Annotated in this window: 15 protein-coding genes and 2 pseudogenes; 9 read left to right on the forward strand and 8 right to left on the reverse strand. The window is 66.9% G+C overall.

What is annotated here, in order from left to right:
- Nucleotides 1-163 precede the first annotated feature (163 nt).
- Nucleotides 164-811 carry a LysE family translocator gene (locus QT196_RS39140; protein ID WP_290356949.1) on the forward strand — a complete coding sequence of 216 codons (648 nt, stop codon included), beginning with the start codon at nt 164-166 and terminating at the stop codon, nt 809-811.
- A 104-nt stretch (nt 812-915) separates the two neighbouring features.
- Here QT196_RS39140 and QT196_RS39145 read toward each other — a convergent pair whose 3' ends face one another.
- Nucleotides 916-1,596, reverse strand: coding sequence for a hypothetical protein (locus tag QT196_RS39145; protein WP_290356950.1), 681 nt, complete (start codon nt 1,594-1,596; stop codon nt 916-918).
- Nucleotides 1,597-1,815: 219 nt separating this feature from the next.
- Here QT196_RS39145 and gntA point away from each other — a divergent pair, with 219 nt between their 5' ends.
- The 4 genes from gntA (at nt 1,816) to QT196_RS39165 (ending at nt 4,136) form a co-directional block, all read left to right on the forward strand.
- A complete protein-coding gene (gene gntA, locus QT196_RS39150) occupies nt 1,816-2,553 on the forward strand; it encodes a guanitoxin biosynthesis heme-dependent pre-guanitoxin N-hydroxylase GntA (RefSeq protein WP_290356951.1) in 738 nt (245 codons plus the stop codon).
- Between the two features lie 338 nt (nt 2,554-2,891).
- Nucleotides 2,892-3,359, forward strand: a complete 468-nt coding sequence (locus QT196_RS39155) for a hypothetical protein (protein ID WP_290356952.1) — start codon at nt 2,892-2,894, stop codon at nt 3,357-3,359.
- Nucleotides 3,360-3,680: 321 nt separating this feature from the next.
- Nucleotides 3,681-3,803, forward strand: coding sequence for a hypothetical protein (locus QT196_RS39160; protein WP_290356953.1), 123 nt, complete (start codon nt 3,681-3,683; stop codon nt 3,801-3,803).
- A gap of 90 nt (nt 3,804-3,893) precedes the next feature.
- Entirely contained in the window at nt 3,894-4,136 is a 243-nt protein-coding gene (locus QT196_RS39165) for a hypothetical protein (protein WP_290356954.1), read from the forward strand.
- Nucleotides 4,137-4,150: 14 nt separating this feature from the next.
- On the opposite strand, the pseudogene QT196_RS39170 reads toward QT196_RS39165, so the two are convergent.
- Nucleotides 4,151-4,385: pseudogene (locus QT196_RS39170) on the reverse strand (phosphotyrosine protein phosphatase); the annotation flags it as partial.
- Nucleotides 4,386-4,635: 250 nt separating this feature from the next.
- Nucleotides 4,636-5,082: pseudogene (locus QT196_RS39175) on the reverse strand (ATPase); the annotation flags it as partial.
- A 1,089-nt stretch (nt 5,083-6,171) separates the two neighbouring features.
- Here QT196_RS39175 and QT196_RS39180 point away from each other — a divergent pair.
- Nucleotides 6,172-6,525 (forward strand): hypothetical protein, encoded by a 354-nt coding sequence (locus QT196_RS39180; protein ID WP_290356955.1) that lies wholly within the window; start codon nt 6,172-6,174, stop codon nt 6,523-6,525.
- Between the two features lie 215 nt (nt 6,526-6,740).
- On the opposite strand, the gene QT196_RS39185 is transcribed toward QT196_RS39180, so the two are convergent.
- The 4 genes from QT196_RS39185 to QT196_RS39200 are packed head-to-tail and all read right to left on the reverse strand — an operon-like array spanning nt 6,741 to nt 9,458.
- Nucleotides 6,741-7,205 carry a GNAT family N-acetyltransferase gene (locus QT196_RS39185; protein WP_290356956.1) on the reverse strand — a complete coding sequence of 155 codons (465 nt, stop codon included), beginning with the start codon at nt 7,203-7,205 and terminating at the stop codon, nt 6,741-6,743.
- A 53-nt stretch (nt 7,206-7,258) separates the two neighbouring features.
- The gene (locus QT196_RS39190) at nt 7,259-8,137 is read right to left on the reverse strand and encodes an IS5 family transposase (protein ID WP_356948511.1); all 879 of its coding nucleotides are present in this window, start codon (nt 8,135-8,137) and stop codon (nt 7,259-7,261) included.
- Between the two features lie 22 nt (nt 8,138-8,159).
- Entirely contained in the window at nt 8,160-8,573 is a 414-nt protein-coding gene (locus QT196_RS39195; RefSeq protein WP_290356957.1) for a hypothetical protein, read from the reverse strand.
- A 3-nt stretch (nt 8,574-8,576) separates the two neighbouring features.
- Nucleotides 8,577-9,458, reverse strand: a complete 882-nt coding sequence (locus QT196_RS39200; protein WP_290356958.1) for a DUF6192 family protein — start codon at nt 9,456-9,458, stop codon at nt 8,577-8,579.
- Between the two features lie 281 nt (nt 9,459-9,739).
- Here QT196_RS39200 and QT196_RS39205 point away from each other — a divergent pair, with 281 nt between their 5' ends.
- The 3 genes from QT196_RS39205 to QT196_RS39215 all read left to right on the forward strand — a co-directional run bounded on the left by QT196_RS39205 (nt 9,740) and on the right by QT196_RS39215 (nt 15,663).
- Nucleotides 9,740-10,285, forward strand: coding sequence for a hypothetical protein (locus QT196_RS39205; protein WP_290356959.1), 546 nt, complete (start codon nt 9,740-9,742; stop codon nt 10,283-10,285).
- 801 nt (nt 10,286-11,086) lie between these two features.
- A complete protein-coding gene (locus QT196_RS39210) occupies nt 11,087-15,058 on the forward strand; it encodes an SGNH/GDSL hydrolase family protein (RefSeq protein ID WP_290356960.1) in 3,972 nt (1,323 codons plus the stop codon).
- A 182-nt stretch (nt 15,059-15,240) separates the two neighbouring features.
- A complete protein-coding gene (locus QT196_RS39215; protein WP_290356961.1) occupies nt 15,241-15,663 on the forward strand; it encodes a hypothetical protein in 423 nt (140 codons plus the stop codon).
- A gap of 227 nt (nt 15,664-15,890) precedes the next feature.
- Here QT196_RS39215 and QT196_RS39220 read toward each other — a convergent pair whose 3' ends face one another.
- A complete protein-coding gene (locus QT196_RS39220; protein WP_290356962.1) occupies nt 15,891-18,572 on the reverse strand; it encodes an ATP/GTP-binding protein in 2,682 nt (893 codons plus the stop codon).
- Nucleotides 18,573-18,669 lie beyond the last annotated feature (97 nt).

The raw sequence follows: 18,669 nt of genomic DNA on the forward strand, positions 1-18,669 counted from the left end.
TGAACGGAGGAGGCTCCGAAGCCAGTCCATGTCTTCTCATACGCTTCCGTGGGCGGCGGTCGACGGTGACGGCTTAGGCTGCTGAGCCTGGGGGCCACCGCCATGACGCCGCCCCGGCGGCCTGCCCCTTTCATGATCGCAAACCTTAGGACAGGAGCATGCTGTGACGACAGCAATCGTCGGTTTCGCCGTCTTCGCCTTGCTGGTGACGATGGTCCCGGGCCCGGACACGCTGCTGGTGCTACGCAACTGTGTGCGCGGCGGGCGTATTTCAGGTGTGGCTACCGCTGTGGGGGCGGCGGCGGGCTCCCTCGCCTGGGCGGTCGCCGCGGCGGTCGGTCTCGCCGCTGCTCTTCAGCAGTGGGACGCGGCGTTCATGGCCTTACGCCTGGCGGGAGCGGCCTACCTGGTCTTTTTGGGCGCGCAGGCCCTCTGGGCGCAGCGTCGGGCCGCCAGGGCGGTCCGGGACGAGGAGGCGGCCGAGCCGGAAGTCCCGGCCGTTGCCGCACCCACCGCGATAGCGGCCTTCCGCCAGGGGCTGTTGAGCTGTCTACTCAATCCGAAGGTGGGGATTTTCTTCGTCGCCGTCGCCCCGCAGTTCCTGCCGAAAGACGCCTCCGCCTTCTCAACTACGCTCCTCTTCGGCGCCATAGATGCGGTGATCGCCGCGCTGTGGTTGATCCTGATCGCGGTCTTCGCGACGCGCCTGCTGACCTGGCTGCGTCGCCCCCGCGTGAACCGGACCTTGGAGCGGACCACTGGTGGGGTGCTGGTCGCCCTGGGAATCGGCGCCGCAGTCGAAACGGTCTAGCTCGCCACGGATCGTGATCACAGTGATTACCATCGGGTCATCGTGAATGCGGTGATCCGCTTCGTACCGAGTGGCGGATCACCGAGCCCATTCCGTACCCGGCCTCACAGGGCCGTGCATCCGGCCGGGTCCTGCAGCGGGGTGACGCGCACATCGGGGCGAACGGCCGCGAGCACCTCGGCGACGGTCGTGCCGATCGCCTCGCTGTGTGCGGCTCCCTCGCCAGGGCATCCCAGAACCACTAGCAAGGCCTGACTGTCCTCGGGGGTGAGCTGGCGGGCGGCGGAATCGCAGTCCCGCCGCCCGAGCCACGCGAACGGCTCCACCGTGCCGTCCGGCTCGCGAGTGCCGTAGATCAGGTCGCCGGCCGGGACACGGCGGGAACGGGTGGTGAATGCCGGCGTGATCCGCTCATGACCGGAGGCGCGCGTGATGACGAGGTTCCGCTGCCCGTCGGTGGGCAACGTCCGGTGCAGGCCAACGCCGGCGCCGTGCCGCAGCGTCGCCACAGTCACCGCATCGACCACCGCACCGTGCGAAGCCCAGCCGCGTGTGCGTACCAGCTCCCGAAGCCGCTCGCCCGCCGGGATGATCTCGGCGTGCCCGAGGGCGGCGAGCAGTTTGCGATAGCCCTCCGGGATGGGGGAGCGGGCGTCGTACAAGGCGCCGGCCTGCTCGGCCGTCAGCCCGTCCTGGGCGAGGAGGGGCCCGTCGGACGTCAGACGCCAGATGCGGGGGTGGTGCAGGCCCAGAACGTGGACTTCGGGTGAGACGCGTAGGCGCATGGGGCTTCTCCAGCAACGGTAGTTGATTCGGTATCGCCGATATCCGGCAACGGCGTTGGCCGGCAACGACGTTCGGATGGTCCGCCAGCCATCCTCCTCCAGCCGTACGGATCTTTATCCCGGACACCTCAATTGTGTCGGTTTGTTCAGCCGACCGAACCTGTTTCCGCAGATCAGGACGTGTTTGCGCGGCACAGCGGCGGCCGGTGCGTGCACACGATGGGCAACGAGCATCCCAAGCAACCGACCCGGGGGAGAGCCGTGCGATTAGACCGAAGCGAGCCGGACATCGCCAGCCAGGAGCAGGTGTTGCCACTGATCAGCGAGTGGATCAAGGGAGACGACTTCTCCTGCCTCGCCGCCAAGGCCGCCGTACGTCGCGGACTGTTGGGCCACGCGGTGCTCGGCCCACTGGGGGCACCCGGAACCACCGAAGCCCTCCATGCGCACCTGGAGCGTTTCGTGACCGAATCCCTCGATCCACAGGAGAACTTCGCCACCTTCGTCGCGGTCTTCGACGGACCGACGGGGCTGATGGAGGAAGAGTTCGAAGGTGCACTGTGGGGGCAGCTCCAGGAGCTGCACGATTACGACGCTCAGCGATACGGCTGGGCAGCAGGAGCGGACGACGACCCCGAGTCTCCGCATTTCGCATTCAGCGTCGCAGAACACCCCTTTTTCGTCGTGGGGTTGCACGATGCGGCCTCCCGGATCACCCGCCGCTTCCCGCTTCCCGCGGTGGCGTTCAACTCGCACCATCAGTTCGACCGGCTGAAGCGGAGCGGGGTCTACGCGGGGCTGCAGCGGCGCATCCGCGAGCGGGAGATGCGGCTGCAGCATTCCGTTAACCCGAATCTGAGTGAGTTCGGCGATATCTCGGAAGCGCGTCAGTACTCCGGGCGCAGCGCAGAGGCCGAGTGGAAATGCCCCTTCCGCCCTCTCGCGCTGAAGCGCTGAGCCGCCCGCGCGCCCGGCCAAAGGTCGCGGACGAGCCGTCCCGGCGGGGCCACCCGCCACCCGCCACTCACACGGAGCGCGACGGGTGGCCCCTGTCCGGTGGGCGGACGATGTGACCGAGCGCGGATCCGGCGGGGTCGAGCGTTGTCTGCTGACCCACGACAACTCAGCAGTAGCCTCGTCCCCATGGGACTGGACATCACTGTGATGATCGTTGACTGGTCATGGCTGGGGGAGGTGCCACCTCGGGAGCGGCTGTCGCGGTTGAGGGATGCCTGGTACGCCGACGAGACGGGGCTGTGGGATCACGGCGCACCGACGGTCAAGGGCGACTGGGAATGGCCGCGGGGCCCGACGGCGCCTTCTTCGCCGTCTACGAGTTCCTACGCACCTGCGGCTCGTTCAAGCCCCACTTCTGGGCCGGGGAACGGTGGGAGCCCCTCCGCGACCATGCCGACCCGATGGTGCGGACCGGGTTGGACACCTTGCTGCTGGGACTGATCTGGAATGGGTCAGACGGTGAGGCGGAGCACACGGATCCGGGCTTCTTCTGTGATGACCTTGGATTCTCCTACGGCCTCCTGGTCGGGCGGTCGCCGGACAGTGTTCGGGAACTGGCCGCGACATGGGAGGGGGTACGGCCCCGGCTCGGCGGGTTGCGTGGGGGCTTTGACGAGCATGCCGCTGTTCCCGCGGCGCGCTGGTTCCCCGACTTCGAGGCGTTCACCGACCTGTTGGAGGAGTGGGGCCGCGTCCTCAGCGAAGCAGCACGACGGGGCTGGGGCATCGTGGGGCTGAGCGAATAGGGCCGGCCCCGGTCGCTGTCGCCCGCATGGTGGCCACGCCGGATCGCCGCGTACAGGCGTCGCGGAGCTGGGCCGGCTGACGGCGGTGGCGTCGTCAGCCGGCCTGAGCCGATCCGAGTGCGGTGGTTGGCAACGTTGGGACCGCTTGCTGCCGCGGCTCCACGAAGATGCCTGACCGACCCCGCCGCCATGGGCGCAGCGTTCGGCCCCGGCGGCCAGCTCCCCGCAGCAGCATTCGGGTAAATCGAAAGCGAGGTGCTTCAGGCGTGAGGGAAGCTCGACCCGCACAGGCCGTCCGACCTGCTGAACCTGGTGCACCGGATGGAAGCCATCGGCGGCGTCTACGACTTCCTCCCCGACTCCGCGGCCGCCGACGGCGACCCACCCAACTCAGCCGCCGGTGCTGCTCTCTCCGACCAGACCACACCCGGGATCCGGGACTGACCAGCTCCCGCAGCAACCAGGCCTCGCCGACGAGCACCACGCAAGACACAGCGCCGTACCGTCGTACAGAGAAAGCCGAACCAGGTCGGGGTGACGATGAAGGACCAGCACAGCCAGGCGGGCCGCCTGCGAGTACACACCGGTGCTGAACCTCCCGACGAGGCGGAGATGGGGCAGACCGGGGCACGGTCAGCTGAACTGCGATCCGCGCTTGACAGCATCCGCAACATCCGCAACCTCACCAACCTCGGATCCGACCCGGGTGCGCGCCCCACCGAGTGGGAGCAGCGCCGGCTGCTGCGCACGGTGAGCCTGCTGCTGGAAGCCGATTGAGAAGAGTCAACCGTTTATAGGCGGGACTCAATACCGAAGCCGTCCAGCAGCACGCGAACGCGACGTGCGATGTCGTCACCGATCGGCCGGACAGCCTCTACTCCCTGGCCAGCGGGGTCGTTCAGCTTCCAGTCCAAGTACTTCTTGCCGAGAAGACCAGGCAAGCGTCGCCGCAGCCATGGTGATCACCGCATCGGAGGCTTGCACCGCCTCCAGCGTCAGCACCTTCGGCGTCTCGGCCGACAGTTCACCGCGCTTAACCGACCACGGTCCGCGCACACCGCGTTCGGCACCAACGGCCCGGCCGGGGGCGTTAAACGGCGCCCCTGGTACCACCGGCCTCTTCAAGAATGCACTTGCTGTTCTCCGACGACAGCCACCGCGCCAGTCCCCGACCCTACTCACGGCTTGGTTCGTCTTGACCACCATCGTCGCCGGGGGCTATGTCATCAGGGGCCCCCTCCGCCGACATCGTGCCGTCAGAACCCACTCCAGAATGCTCCTGGTTGTGGGCGCCGTCAGGGCCGACGCCCTCGCCGTTCGCTTCACTTCCCGCACTGCGACCCCGCTGGACGCCCCGGCGCAGATTGCTCAGCCTGCCCCGTACGTCGCCAGGGGTGCGGGAGATCTGCGGGCCTCCCCGTGGGGTGCTCTCCGTGGCTTCCACCAGGTTGGCCTTGGGCACCCGCCGCGGCAGGCCGGAGGCGGTGACCCCGCCCCGCCTATGCTTCCGGAGCTGCGTGGCCTCCTGCCACCGCTCGTGGTTCGCCGCACGCCAGCTGCTGTCGCCGTTGCTCTCCGGTGTGGGGGCCGGTGCCGACGCTTCCTGCTCCACGGGCCGTGCGCCGTTGGTGCCGCCGCTCGCGGTGGATCCGCGGCGGGGAAGCTCGGCGTCGGTCAGGGCGTGGGCGGCGGAGGAGGCCGGCCCCGGACGGTCGAACTGCCCGCGTGAGTCCGGACGCCGCGGTAGCGGGAACTGCGCTGTGTCCGGTCCCGGACGGGCGAAGGGCACGTGTGAGTCCGGTCCCCGCCTCCCCCAGCGATCGGTGAGCAGTCTGTTGTCCGTGGCAGCAGGATGGGCGATGAGCCTTTCAGCCCAGCGCCGTGTGCCTTGGGCCTCTGTACCGGACAGTTCGACGCGGACGGCAGGGGCCTGCACGGCCTCTACGTCGAGGTGAGCACGAAAGGTGATCTTACTGCCGGGCGCGGAATACAGGGGCGTGCGGACGCTGTCATGCGACTCGTCGGGCACGATCTGTCTGCTGCCCACATACAGCTCCACCTTCACGTCGTCGAGTGGCACGCCGGCGGTCTGCGCAACGTCAATTGTCAGTCGTCCTTCGCCGCTGGGGAGCAGCATCGTCGCGGCGTGGGTGACTCCAAAGCGGGGCCTGATGCCGTCGTCTCGCAGGGAACGCTCCAGTGCGAGTTGGTCGCGCATCGCATTGGCCTGGTCCTCGGCCGCCTTGACGGCGCGTCTCGCACTCTGCGCCTGCCACCAGCCAACCCCCGCCGCAGCGGCGGCAACAAGCGCGCTGGCAGCAGAAATGAAGTCGCCCGCATCCATCGGCCCGCCCCTGTCTCGTCTCGTATGCACTCCTGCTTCCCTCACAGACGATGAGGGGTATCAGCCAGGTTCTCAGGAGAGACAGGAGACCGGGGTCGTTACGGGAGAGCCGCTTCGCCAACTGCGAATGGCGGTCGCGTAGCCCTCGTACCTCAGGCACTGATGCGGATCGTCACCATGTGCCTAACTTGCCTTACTCTCCTCCAACGCGTTGAGCTGTAGGGATAGTTGACAGCACTAGATAACGAGCGAGGACCCGACGTCTGGGGTGTCGCTTCGGCTGATGACGCAGGTGCCTGATTGGCGGGGTGGGGCCCTCGCCAGCGCCAGCGGCCGCCGTCCCGAGCACCTCGACCAGGCCCTCAACTCCGCGGGCGAGTCCACCGCTCTCGGCGAGCCACGACACGGCTCGGGTCCCGACGCCGTGAGCCGGGGCTGCGCAGGGGGCAGCTGTAGGATCGAGCCACAATGGCAGAAACGTTCGATTTTCCGCGTGATCTGGTGGCCGCCCAGCTGGAGCTGCGCAGCGTGCAGTCGGAGCTGTCCGCCCTGTACAAGCGCTTGCCCTGGTCGGTGGAGCCCCTGCCGGGGTGGTCGCACACCAAGGACGGTGGCCGCTACTACGAATCGAAGCGCCCCGATTCCCCAGGCTGGAATGACGAGGAAAAGCAGCAGGTCAACGACTTGCGCGCCCGCCAGATGGAGCTCGTCACCTTCATCTACGTCCACGACTTCTGGGCCTCGTGCTCAGACCCGGTCACCGCGCGCTCCGCGCTCAAGCATGTCCCGGAAGCCGGCGCCGCCCCGACCCGTGATGGATGACAAGGACGACCTGACGCCGGACGTCTCGCCCCCGCCCCCGCAGGCAGACGTCACGCTCCCGAATGGCCACCACCTGCAGGCGGCGGTCACCCGCCGGCGCCGGGACCGCTCAGTGGGTGTTTTTGAACCAAGCTGCTGGCGAGTGCCGCCGGTTGAGTTCTGGATAGACCGGGACGTCGTCGTGTGGCCGGTGCCGGTGTGGCAGAAACCCGGGCTCAGTCCAGTTCCAGCATGCCCACCGTTTGGTCTCCGCTGGTCTCTCCAGTTGGTCGGAAGCCGAGCGCCAAATAGAAGCCTGTGGGGCCATCCGGTCCGGGATGCCAGGTGGTAGTCAGGCGGGTGCCACCTCGGTGCCGGATCTCAGCGGCTACGGACTCCACTGCGAAGCGTCCGTAGCCCCGGCCCTGCTTTCCATCCGCGATGTTGAGACGCCAGAGCCCGGAGCGAAAGTCGGTGCCTTTCCCGGTCCAGTCGATGTGGAAGAAGGCCATGAGGAACCCGACGATCTCGTCTTCCTCGCAGATGAGCCGGGGCCAGGCGATGCCGGGGTGGACGTATGCCTCGGCGAGCGACTTCACCACGGGTGCCACCAGGTGTTCCTGGTCGGGGCGGACCCTCAGGTTGATCGCGGCCTCGAAGTTGTCAGGGGTGATCTCTTGTAGGTGCGGCGAAATTGGCATGTCCGCACTCTAAGCAGGCACTGCAAGTGATTTTCGCAGCGTGTTACCCAAGGTCAGCCGACGGGCCGCTGCTTCTTGGTCCAGTTGTCGGCGCGGGGGCTTTTGCGGGTCAGGCGTCGGGTCATCATGGTGATGAGTGCCCAGTTCAGGTGGGCTTCGGAGTGCTGGGGCAGCCGTTCGTAGTCGCGTGCATTGCGGCGGGCGTTCATGCACCAGCCGATCGTCCGCTCGACTTTCCAGCGGCGGGGCAGGACAACGAAGCCCTTGGTGCCTTTCGGCCGGGAGACGATGCGCAGGGTGAGCCAGAGGCTTTCGCGGGCCCAGTCCACGAGGTCGCCGGCGTAACCACGGTCGGCCCAGACCTGGGTGATCTGCGGCTGGGTGAGGCGCAGCCGCCAGAACACGTCGCGGGCGGCGTCCCGGTCCTGGATGTCGGCGGGCGTCACCGTGATCATCACAGGCAACCCGAGCGTGTCCACCGTGATATGTCGTTTGCGCCCGTTGATTTTCTTCGCGGCGTCGTAGCCTCGACTGTTGCGGCCCACGGTGGAGGCGCCCTTGACCGACTGGGAGTCGACGATCAGTGTCACCGGGTGCAGGCAGCGGCCCTTGCCGGTGCGGATTCGGAGCCGGAGCTGGTCACGGATGTAGGTGACGACTCCGGCCCGGTTCCACCTCCAGAAGAACCCGTAGATCGTCTCCCAGGGTGGGAAATCCGCAGGCAGCGCCCTCCATTTCGCGCCGTTGTCGACGATGTAGCGGATGCCGTCGACGATCTCCCGCCGTGGCCACTTCTCCGGATGCCCGCCGGCCTTGGTCTGGCAGGCCGGGACCGGCAGGAGAGGTTCCAGGAGTGCCCACTCGGCAACGGTTGTGTCGGACGGGTAGCGGCGGCGACGGGAGACAGCGGGCATGGCGGGCTCGGCAGACATGGTGACCGGCGGTGGACAGGGGCTATTTGGCGAGTTGGGCGAGGGTGGCGCGGACTCCGGTGAGCTGGGCGGTGGCGAGCTGGGCCCATTCGTCGTCGGGGTAGCGGGCCAGGTGCGGGTCGAGCGTGCCCGTGATCACCCGGGTCAGCCGTCCGAGGATCTGCCGGAACTGCCGCTTGTCGTACTCGATCCAGTCCGCGGGGTCGTCGGAGAACATGTATCCGTCCCTGCGGGTCCAGGTGATCGGGGTCAGGTTCTCCGCGGCGACGACGTCGCGGACGTGCCGGATGCCGCGGCCGACCTGGGAGCGGGTGAGGCAAGTGGCGGCGATGAGCTGATAGGTGTGCAGGCCGGCGGGCCTCGCTTCCATCAGGGCGACGCGGACCAGGTCGCCGTAGTACTCGGCCAGCGGCCGGGCCTCCCGGCGTCGCGGCATGGCCTACTCACCCTTGAGCAGCTGGACCAGCTGCTCATCCAAGGTGAACTCGCCATTGTCGAGGGCTCCTTCGAGCCAGTCCGCCGCCGCGCGGACCCGACCGATCTGCCGGCGCACTGTCTCGCGCTCGTCCTCAGTGAACGCCTGCCCACGCAGCTGCGGGACCAGTCGGCCCAGGGTGGCCACGAAGCCGTGGCAGGAACCGACCAGGTCGAGGTACTCGATGGTGTGCTCGATCGCCCGGACGGCCGGAGTGCGCTCCCGTATCCGTTCGCGGGTCTCGGCGGAGTTGTCGAACTGGGCGCGGTTGACGAGCATCCGGGTGGTGTCGTCCCGCATCGTCTTGCGGGCGACGTCGGGGCGACGCAGCAGGCTGGTGGTGACCTCCTGGGCGACGGTGTCGTCCCTGGTCAGCTCCGTGACGACCCGCACCTTTTCGGCCGGGGTGACATGCTCGGTCACCGCCGGCCGCTTCAGCAGGTCGGTGGCGACCTGGGCAGCGACCTCATCGTCGCGGGTCAAGTCGGCCACGGCCTGGACCTTCTCGTCCACCGTGACCGGTCGGTCGACCCGCTGGCCGACGACCCGCTTCGCGCCGTCCGGCGTCCACTGCCGGGTGCTGGTGCGCGGGTTGAACGGCGCGTCCTCGATCGCCGCGATGCGGTGGTGACCAGCCGATCGCCCCCATACCGGTCCCCTGTGGGGGCCGGTGCGTGACGGAGTCGGGCTTGTGGGAGATCTCGTCGTACATCCGGCGCGCACGAGGGAGCCAGTCACCTGGCCGATCGCGGATCCGGCGGTGCCGGGCAGGAGGAGGGCCTGCGTGACGTCGGACAGTGCGGACTGCATCTGCCGCGGCAGCGCCCGCCCGAACTGGGCGGCCAACCTTCCCGAGTGATGCAAACCACACGGTAACTCATCGTCACTCCATGCCGACGAAGCTGTGCATCTTTGTCATGATATCTACCGCATAAGATTAGCTAATCGCTACACGTATTCGAAAATCCGACGTCCGGGAATCTTTTACCTGGGCGTTTCGCCGGTCCGACGGTGTAGATTCCTGGCCGATCGCGAGGCTGCCCTGACTCGCGTGAACCGGGGGGTTCACCAGGGCGGAGCTCCCTTTGCGATTTCATCATTTCGTGATGCTCCCAGGGGGGAATTCAATGATCAACACCATCGTCAAGCCCGCGAGAAGTTTTTTCGCAACAGTCGCCGCCTTAGCGTTAACGGGACTGATCGCGCCGCACGCAGTTGCCGCTGACGCAAACGCGGAATCGGGGGTACGGATTTCTGCGCAAGCGAAATCCGAGACGCGTGCAATTGCTGCGAAAGACCCACAGGCCGTGAATTCTGCGGCAAATCTCTGCGGGTCAGGGTACGAACTATTCACGGCAGAGCGACTTCCGAATGCGACACGCCTTGGCACCCTCTTCACGTACACCAAGTCCGGATCATCGGGACTTACGAGTTCCTGTGCAGTATTCGACAACAACTCTGGCAGCAGCGTGTACATGAAACTCAAACTCTGCCCGAACAGCACCGACGCCAAGTTGTGCAAAACGGACGAAGGCACGTTCAGTCAGTACGCTGGCCCCGTCCGCGTCACAGGATCCAACGCTTCCATCCTCTGTTCCAAGGTGACCGCCATCATGAAGTACGAGGGCGGCACGGTCATCAATCGCGTCACGTACGCAGCCCCCTGCAACTGATGGGACAGCGAGCTGCGCACTCCGATGCGAATTCCTCCCGGCGTCGGGCCCTGATAACTGCCGTATTGCTGGCCGCTGTCACGGGGTTGGTAGCTATCGCTCTCTTCGCGTTCCGCGATACGGGGATCAACGGGCAGCCGGCACCGGAGAAGCAGTCTCCTGGGCGGGCCGGTAGTACTCCCTCCAGCTCTGCGTATCAGCCGGTTACTCCGCGGCCTTCAGAGAGCGCACCAAGCTCAGAAGGCTCTGAACCCAGCTCCTCTCCCGAGAAGCGCGAGTCACGCGAGCCGGAATCGTCGAAAAAGACTGACGCCAGCTCCGGAGTATCCCAAGCCGTCACCACCAGGGACGGCGTAACCGTAAAACGCCCAGTGGCAAAACCGTCCGGAAACGGGATGTGGGTAGCCGTCGACATCGCCAATCAAGGGCAGACGCCGGCAACCTACGAGGTTGAGATCCGCATCACTGGACCGCACGGGTTTTCAGCAACCGTACGGGCCACCACGCAAGTACTCGGGCCGGGCGATAAGGCATCTCAGGCGCTTACCGCAATGGATGCGTCCGGAACTCCCGTGCCGAAGCAACCAAAAGTCCAAATCATTGACGTAACCCGGACGCCTGCCTAGGTATTTGCCAATGAGGCGTTCGGGAACGGTCCGTGTACGTGCCCAGAAAGGTACGTAGTTCAAGGAACAGCCGTGGCGTGCAACGTAGATACGCCACGGCGTGAGAAGAAACAGAACCAGGGGGGTAACAGCAGTGCGGGGTAATAGGTTCAGACGCAGTCGATTACCTGTGACCGTGGGGGTCACACTGGCGCTTACCGCCGGCATCGCCGGCAACCAGGCTGTCGCCGCAGACAGCCCCGGCGTGCCCAAGAAAGCAGCGCAGGGCTGGAGTGGCCCAGGGGCTAGCGGAACGTCCATGGCCGAGTCGGGAGATAAGCCGCGATCGCTTCCGGTGAAGGAGAGGGCGGCAACGCTCGGCAAGAACTATCGGGCTTCGAACGACATCGCCTGGACCACCTCGGGAGACGGCACGGGCTTTCACCTCCTGACTGGTGCTGAGAAGGACGGCTACCGGTGGAGGACGGCCGCGTCGCTGTCCGAGACCGGGTTCGACACCGATACCTGGATAGGTAACGCATGTGTGACCGAGTCCGGGAAGCACGCGGCCGTCGCCTACGCTCCACGCACCTTCACAAACAAGCCCGAGATGATGTCGCGAGGCGCGTTCACCGCGGTCGTTGACCTGGAGACCGGAAGAATCACGAAGCTGCCGTTCCAGGCAACGCTCGGCTACTTCTCACCTGGCTGCGGCCATGGGGAGGATGCGGTGTTCACCGCACTGACGGACGACACTGCTAAGTCGCCAAAGAGCCGCCTTGTCACTGTCACCGCCGCGACCGGGAAGGTGAAGTCGAAGGTCTCCGTCGCCGGCCAAGTGACCTCGGCGATCCCCGTCAGAGGGGGCCTTGCGGCGGCGCGCGGCAACCACATTGTCAAGGTGACCGGCGGCAAGGTACGCGAGGTCGCCACGACGAAGGCGACTCCGTTCCAGCTCAAGGCCGATGCTGATGGCGGTGTGACGTTCATCGACCGCGTGCCCCAGAAAGCCAAGGCTCGCGCCGGCGCACAAGAGGCAGCGACCGTCTCTCGAGTGCCTGAGCTCGACTTACAGAAGGCGAGCGGCAATGCCCAGCCGACCGCACTCGCCCGGGGCAACCTGACCGGCTTCGATCTCACCGCGACGGCGTCCGGCGAGGTGTACATCACCGGTGAGGCCTCCTCCACAACAAGCCGGGCCGGCGGCGTGGTGCACAATCCGGGCGGGCTGGCCAAAGGGGCCCTGGTCTCCAGCCACGGACAAGCTGCGGTCACGTCACGATGGGCGGATGGGAAAGACTCCCGCATTCGCCCCGAAGAGGCACTCACCCAGCGGACCATCCGGACCACGCTGAAGACGATCGACACCGGCAAGACCGCCGTCCTGGACGCTGCTCCCGGCGACCTGATCGGCGGCGCAAAGTCAGCACGCGCGGGAAACGAGACCTCCCCGGTGCTCACTGCCCAGAGCGCGGGGGCCGCCACACGGGCCAGCGGGCCCGTCGATGACGACCGCTACTGCTCCGTGCCGCGGGGCGATGCGAAGAAACAGGCATTCCAGCCCACGCCCCGCCAGATCGAGTGGGCCGTGGACCAGGCCGTCGTCGGCAAACTCAACAAGGGAGCTACCCGCGGGGCGAACTGGAAGAACACCGGCATGGCCGCGTATGCGCCCCAGTCACTGTTCCCGCTGACTCCGCTCAAGGGCGGCTCGGGTGCGGACTGGCACGTTCCCGCACAGGTAATGCTCGGCATTACCGCGCAGGAGTCGAACATGTGGCAGGCCGCCCGCACCGTTGTCCCCGGCGTCACCGGCAATGCTCTGATCGGCAACTACTACGGCATCAAGTACAGCGCGGACGGCGACCAGAAGGACCCGTGGGCGATCAACTTCGCTGAGGCCGACTGTGGCTACGGCGTCACGCAGGTCACCGACGGGATGCGCATGCACGGCAAAGAGAAGGAGGACGAACACCCTAAGACGACCGTGCAGCAGGAGGCCGTCGCGCTGGACTACGCAGCGAACATTGCCTCCGGCGTGAACATCCTGATCGGGAAATGGAACGACACCCGCGACGACGGGATGACCATCAACGGCGGCGATCCGAGGTACATCGAAAACTGGTTCTACGCCCTGTGGACCTACAACTCCGGCTATCACCCTAAGTCCACAGCTGGCAGCAACTCCGGTAAGTGGGGCGTGGGCTGGACCAATAACCCGGCCAACCCACTGTGGAAGGAGAACCGCACCCCGTTCCTGGAAAACGCATCAGGCGATGACGACTACACCCACGCTTCGCACCCCCAGGACTGGCCCTACCAGGAGAAGGTAATCGGCTGGGCTGCACGGCCTATCTCCGCGATGTTCGGCCCCGGCGACTTCCAGGCCGGCTACCGACCCTCCTGGTGGATTAACGTGCAAGAGCGCACCCAGGCAAAGCCACCGATCGGACTGTTCTGCGACGCCTCCAACAAGTGTGACCCCCTCTCGGCCGGCGGCGGCGCCTCCAATGAGACGGGCAAGGGCCCCTGCATGCTGCCCGGTGACCCGGACACGCACAACCCGCTGTACCTGAAGTGCTGGTACACCAAGCCTGCCGCGTGGAAGAAGTGTGACAACGCGGAGTGCGGCAACGCCGTCCACCGGTTTGACGACACCTACCCCGAGCAACCGGACGTCAACTCGTATCCGCCGCGTTGCAACACGGGTTTGCCAGCGGGGTCACTGATCGTCGACGACCTGCCCAACGGCACGACCCCAGCGGGATCGTCCAACCGCTGTTCAGGAGTCGCCTCCCAGGGATCATTCACGTTCGACTTCGCGTCGCCATCGGCTCGGATCGACCTGCACCAGCTCGGGGCAGGCAACGGCAACCACTTCTGGTTCTCGCACACCCGCTCCAAGATCAGTCACGATGACGGGGCACGCCTGTACACCAAGGGCACCTGGACCCTCAGCTCGTCCAAGCGCGGTTGGATGCGCGTCTACGCACACCTGCCCGACCACGGTGCTCATACCCGCCAGGCCACGTACACGATCGGTGGGACGGACTCCACCAGCCCCTTCCGGGTACACCCCCAGCGGGTGATGGAAAATAAGTGGGCGGACCTCGGCGTCTTCAACTTCACCGGCACACCGACCGTGTCGCTGGACACGGACACGCAGGACGGCACCGGGGACGAGGACGTCGCGTGGGACTCGGTGGCTTTCCAACCGCTCGGTGCGAAGCCGAAGAACTTCGTTGTGGCGATGGGCGACTCCTACTCCTCTGGTGAGGGCGCGACAGCGCCGGGAGGCAAGGACTACTACGCCGAGTCGGACTACTACGACAAAACGCAGCCGAAGACGAAGAACACCTGTCACCGCTCAAAGCTCGCCTGGTCGCGTCAGGCGACTCTGCCGGGCTACAGCAAGTCCATCGGCGCAATGGCTGATGGGCAGGACGCGAACATGGACTACCACTTCGTCGCGTGCTCTGGCGCCCGCATCTACAACGTGGTGAGCTTCGGACAGAACAGTGAACTGCCACAGCTCAAGCAGGGCTACCTCGATCAAAACACCACACTGGTCACCCTGTCCGTGGGCGGCAACGACGCCCGGTTCACAGACATAGTCACGAAGTGCTTCCTGCCCATGCTTGTGAACTGCCAGGCGAGCTCACTGGACAACGTGAACCCGGACAACGGTGATGCCGCCGAGGGCGAAACAGGACGGCTCGACGAGTGGGCTCCGAAGTGGCTCCATGATCAGATCCGGCCGCGCATCACCGCGATGTTGAAGATGATCCACGACAAGGCACCCAACGCGAAGATCGTCCTCATGGGCTATCCGAAGCTCCTGTCAAACAACGGCTCATGCCTCCCCGCCATCGACGAAAGCGAGGGGAAGTGGGTCAATACCGTTGCCGACACCCTTGCCACCGAGATGAAGGGCGCGGTCGACGACGCTAACAGCAAGTACGGAGCGAAGTCGGTCTTCTCCGATCCACGCGCAGCGTTTGCCGGCAAGACAATCTGCGGCGAACCCGAGTCCGTACACGGCATCGTGATTTCAGGGCAGTCGCAAGCGGACAACGAACTACCACAGCCCTCGATGCAGTCGTTCCACCCCAAGCCCGCGGGCGCACGCCTCTACACAGACTCCCTCGAGAGCACCCTCAAGGGCTAGCAGCACTCGGCCAGGAACAGTTGGGAACCACGGAAGGATGATGAAGAGACGGTCGTCGAGCCGCTCGAACGAAACGGCAAGATGACCGGCACCCCGCTTCTCCTCTAACCGCCCTGAGGCTTCAGGGGTCCTGAGTACAAATACTCAGGACCCCTGAAGCCTCTTTCGAAAGTATGTGCCCTATGACCAGTTCTCGAGCTGCACGGCCCCTCAAGGGGGCGGCAGTCACCGCGTTCGCCATCCTTGTCTGCCACGTCATCCTCAGCGCCGGATATGCCGCCGCGAGGGCCAAGAAGCGGGCAGACCCGAGCAATGCCTGGGCGGATTTCGACGTGCGTCTGGCGACCTTCGCTCTGGGGCTCGTGATCGTGATGCCTCTGATTTTGTGGATAGGCATGCGGATCATGGGAGAGAAGGACAACTACGCGCTCGTCATCGGCGGCAGTCTGGCCTGGCTGTTCGGAGCTGGCTACAACCTCAGTTACATCGAGTACACGCCAAGCGAGCACCTGCCGGTACCGTTGCTCGTCGCCCTGGTGGCTGTTGGGGGGCTCCTATCTCTCGACAACGTGGCGCACCAACTGACGGGGCGTGCGAAGAGCTGAGGGGCGTCGGGTCAAGCTCCTCAACTTCCACGCAGTGCGGTCGCAGCGGCTGCCATAGATGGTCGTGTGTGCACTCTGCGCGGTCGCGGAGGATAGGGACGACCTTCTCGTCCAATGTGGCCGATGTCCTCCCTCGCGGGCAAGGACCCCAACGCCAGCTGAGCATTTGCCTGTGCCCGGAAGATGAATTCGTGTGGCTCCGCCGGATCCGGCGGAGCCACAGTGCGTTACGGGGTGGCGCGCAGGTGATCGCGCCGGGCGGTGACCAGGCTGTGCCAGCGGGTACGGGTAGCGCGCTCGCTGTCGAGCCACCGAGCCGGGGAGCCAGGATCAGCGAGGGAGTGGCGGTCGGCCATGAAGTGGGCGATGTCGGTGTAGTAGGCGTAGTCGCCGCTGCCGGTCAGCTCGCGCAGCCGGCCAATGCTCGCGTCGGTTTTCTCGTGGTCTTCGCGGACGGTGTGGTGGAAGCACAGGGCGAGCTCCAGCGTTGCTTCCACGGAGGCCAGGCCGGCGACGCTGATCTCGGTGCGCAGGACATGTGCGCGGTCCTCCACCTCCGCGGTGGTGCCGGCGTCGCGGGCGAGGGCGGCGATCTGAGTGGTGAGGGTGGTGGCGCGCAGGTCGAGTCCGGACAGCAGCTGCTCGGCGAGGTCGAGTTCGTCGGCGGCGCGAGCCGGGTCGGTGAAGGCGAGGGCGAACGCCCGCTGTGCCTGGGAGGTGGCCTGCTCGCCTGCGACGCCATGCTCCTCGGCCTCGGTCCGGGCGGCCTCGTAGGCGGCCGCCGCGCGGTCCATGTCGCCGTGCGGCCACCACACGTCGCCTTCGATGCGGTGGTGGCGTCCTGCCCAGCCCAGGGTGCGGGCTGCGGCCAGTGCGGTGGGGAAGTCACCGGCGAACCGGGCGAGGTGTGCCAGACCGCGTCGGGCGGCGGGTGCGAGCCGGCCGCCACCACCAGCGACGAGTTGCATGCCGCGGCGGGAGTCGTCGGACCGGCCGAGGTCGCGTTGGGCCTTGGCCAGGTAGTAGACGGCCATCTCCTGCAGCTCGGCGGGCAGCAAGCCGGCCTGGACGACCGCGGTGAGCCGGTCGGCGGTGCGCTCGCGGTGCTCGTGCTGGCGGCGGGCGAGCGTGCTGAGCAGCTCTACCAGTGCGTCGGCGGCCGTGGGCTCGCCGTCGAAGGTCTGCAGGGCGGGTGGGGCGATGGGTTCCCACACGGAGTCGCTGACGTACGTCCAGGCGGCATCGGTGAGCCAGCCCAGGTCGAGACCGAAGTCCCGGGCCAGGGCGAGGCCCTGGCGCAGGCATCCGACAAGCAGGAGCCGGCCCGGCGCGGTGCTGGTGGTCCATTGCGCGCCGAGCGCGGCCAGGGCGCGTTCGGCGGCTTGCTGCCAGTCACGCGGGGTCCAGCGGTCGTCGGCCTGGTCATCGGCGTTGCGGACGGTGGAGCGGATCAGACCGTGCAGGTGGTACGGCCACAGCCCGAAGGGGTGCTCGCGGACGAACGGTCGCTCGATCAGGCGCCTGGCCGGCGCTTCGTGCTGCATGCCGGCGGTCTGGGTGGCGAGGGGGATGTCGAAGGCGTCCAGGAGCGCGACGGAACGCAGGACGTGCCGCTCGTCCGGGGTGAGGTCGGAGAGGGTCCGGGCGATCAGGGCGGGGAAGTCGTGGTCGAAGTCGGCCGGCTGCGGTCCGCGGCCCGTGCGGCGGATCTCCAAAAACCGCATCACCGACAGGTCGAGATAGAGCGGCAGACCATGAGACCGGTCGGTGATGACGCGACGGACGTCTTCGCTGATGAGGGCCTGGCCGTCCCGGGCGAGCCGACGGGCGAGGTAGTCGTCGCAGTCCTCGGGCGAGAAGTCACCGATCAGCACCTGCCGCCTTCCCCGGGCCGCAGCAGACGCAGTGCCGCGAGCGGGCGGGACGGTGGAGGCAGCCAGCCCAGGCCAGGCCGCGGGCCCGGTGTAGTCGAGCTGGCCCTGGAGGGCGGGGTTGGCCCACTGCACGCGGGAGCGGCCCGTGATGATGAAGAACGCGGCGGGCATCAGCCACACCACTCGCTGAAGCAGACGCTCCATGTCCCGGTGGGTCCGGTCCCCGACGTCCTCGAAGGTGTCCAGCAGGATCACCGGCGTGACCTTCTTGTCGGCCGGGAGCTGGGCGAGGTCCCACGCCAGCAGGTGCGGGTAGAAGGACAGGGCGTCCGGGTCGGGTTCGGCCTCCAGAAGGTCGGCGAGCCGCGCGCATCCGGCGAGTGCGCGGACGGTCTGCCGGCGCTCCCGCAGCGCCCGCACGAGGGAGCCGCTCACCTGGCCGACCGCCGATCCGACGGTGCCGGGCAGGAGCAGGGCCTGGGCGACGTCGGACAGCGCGGACTGCATCTGCTGGGGCAGTGCCCGACCGAACCGGGAGGCTAGCCCGCCGCGGCGCAGGTACTCCTCCAGCGGCTCGCCGGGATGCTGGTGCTCCCAGTACCGGCGCAGCGCTACGTCGAAGGCGGGCAAGGGGCGGCCGAGCTCGGCGAGCGCGGCCCGGATGGTGAGGACGATCTGCTCGAAGTCGGTGCCGGCGGAGCGGGAGAGGTCGATCCGTACGGGCAGGATCCGCTCGCCGGACCAAGCCGGGGCGCCCCACTGTGCGGGCCGGTGGCCGGCGTCGGCGAGCGCGGCCTCCAGTTTGCGCGACAGCGTCGTCTTGCCGATGCCGCCGACGCCGTGGAACACCAGCACGTTGTTGCGGGGCGCTTCGAGGTCCTCGGCGTCGAAGGCGGGGTCGGCGGTGTGCCGTAGGTGTGCGGCGAGTGCGTGCGCGACCAGGTCCCACTGCGTATGACGGTTGGTGAATGCCTCTGCTGTCGTCAGGCCGCGGTCGTTGGTGCTGAACAGCGCCCGCAGATCTCGTCCCGACACTTCATCCCCCCGGTAAATGATCAACCCGGCCCAACCTACGCTCCGCGGCGGGCCTTTGAACAAGCATCCCTGCTGCGGCGAGGCGGCCACAGCAGGG

Origin of the sequence: Streptomyces sp. P9-2B-2 (assembly GCF_030406865.1) — a bacterium.
Classification (GTDB): domain Bacteria; phylum Actinomycetota; class Actinomycetes; order Streptomycetales; family Streptomycetaceae; genus Streptomyces; species Streptomyces platensis.

Coding starts and splice junctions, on each gene's coding strand:
- QT196_RS39160 (WP_290356953.1), top strand. CDS start 3,681: ATGGAAGCCATCGGCGGCGTCTACGACTTCCTCCCCGACTCCGCGGCC.
- QT196_RS39185 (WP_290356956.1), bottom strand. CDS start 7,205: ATGCCAATTTCGCCGCACCTACAAGAGATCACCCCTGACAACTTCGAG.
- QT196_RS39145 (WP_290356950.1), bottom strand. CDS start 1,596: ATGCGCCTACGCGTCTCACCCGAAGTCCACGTTCTGGGCCTGCACCAC.
- QT196_RS39155 (WP_290356952.1), top strand. CDS start 2,892: ATGGCCGCGGGGCCCGACGGCGCCTTCTTCGCCGTCTACGAGTTCCTA.
- QT196_RS39195 (WP_290356957.1), bottom strand. CDS start 8,573: ATGCCGCGACGCCGGGAGGCCCGGCCGCTGGCCGAGTACTACGGCGAC.
- QT196_RS39180 (WP_290356955.1), top strand. CDS start 6,172: ATGGCAGAAACGTTCGATTTTCCGCGTGATCTGGTGGCCGCCCAGCTG.
- gntA (WP_290356951.1), top strand. CDS start 1,816: ATGGGCAACGAGCATCCCAAGCAACCGACCCGGGGGAGAGCCGTGCGA.
- QT196_RS39205 (WP_290356959.1), top strand. CDS start 9,740: ATGATCAACACCATCGTCAAGCCCGCGAGAAGTTTTTTCGCAACAGTC.
- QT196_RS39215 (WP_290356961.1), top strand. CDS start 15,241: ATGACCAGTTCTCGAGCTGCACGGCCCCTCAAGGGGGCGGCAGTCACC.
- QT196_RS39190 (WP_356948511.1), bottom strand. CDS start 8,137: ATGTCTGCCGAGCCCGCCATGCCCGCTGTCTCCCGTCGCCGCCGCTAC.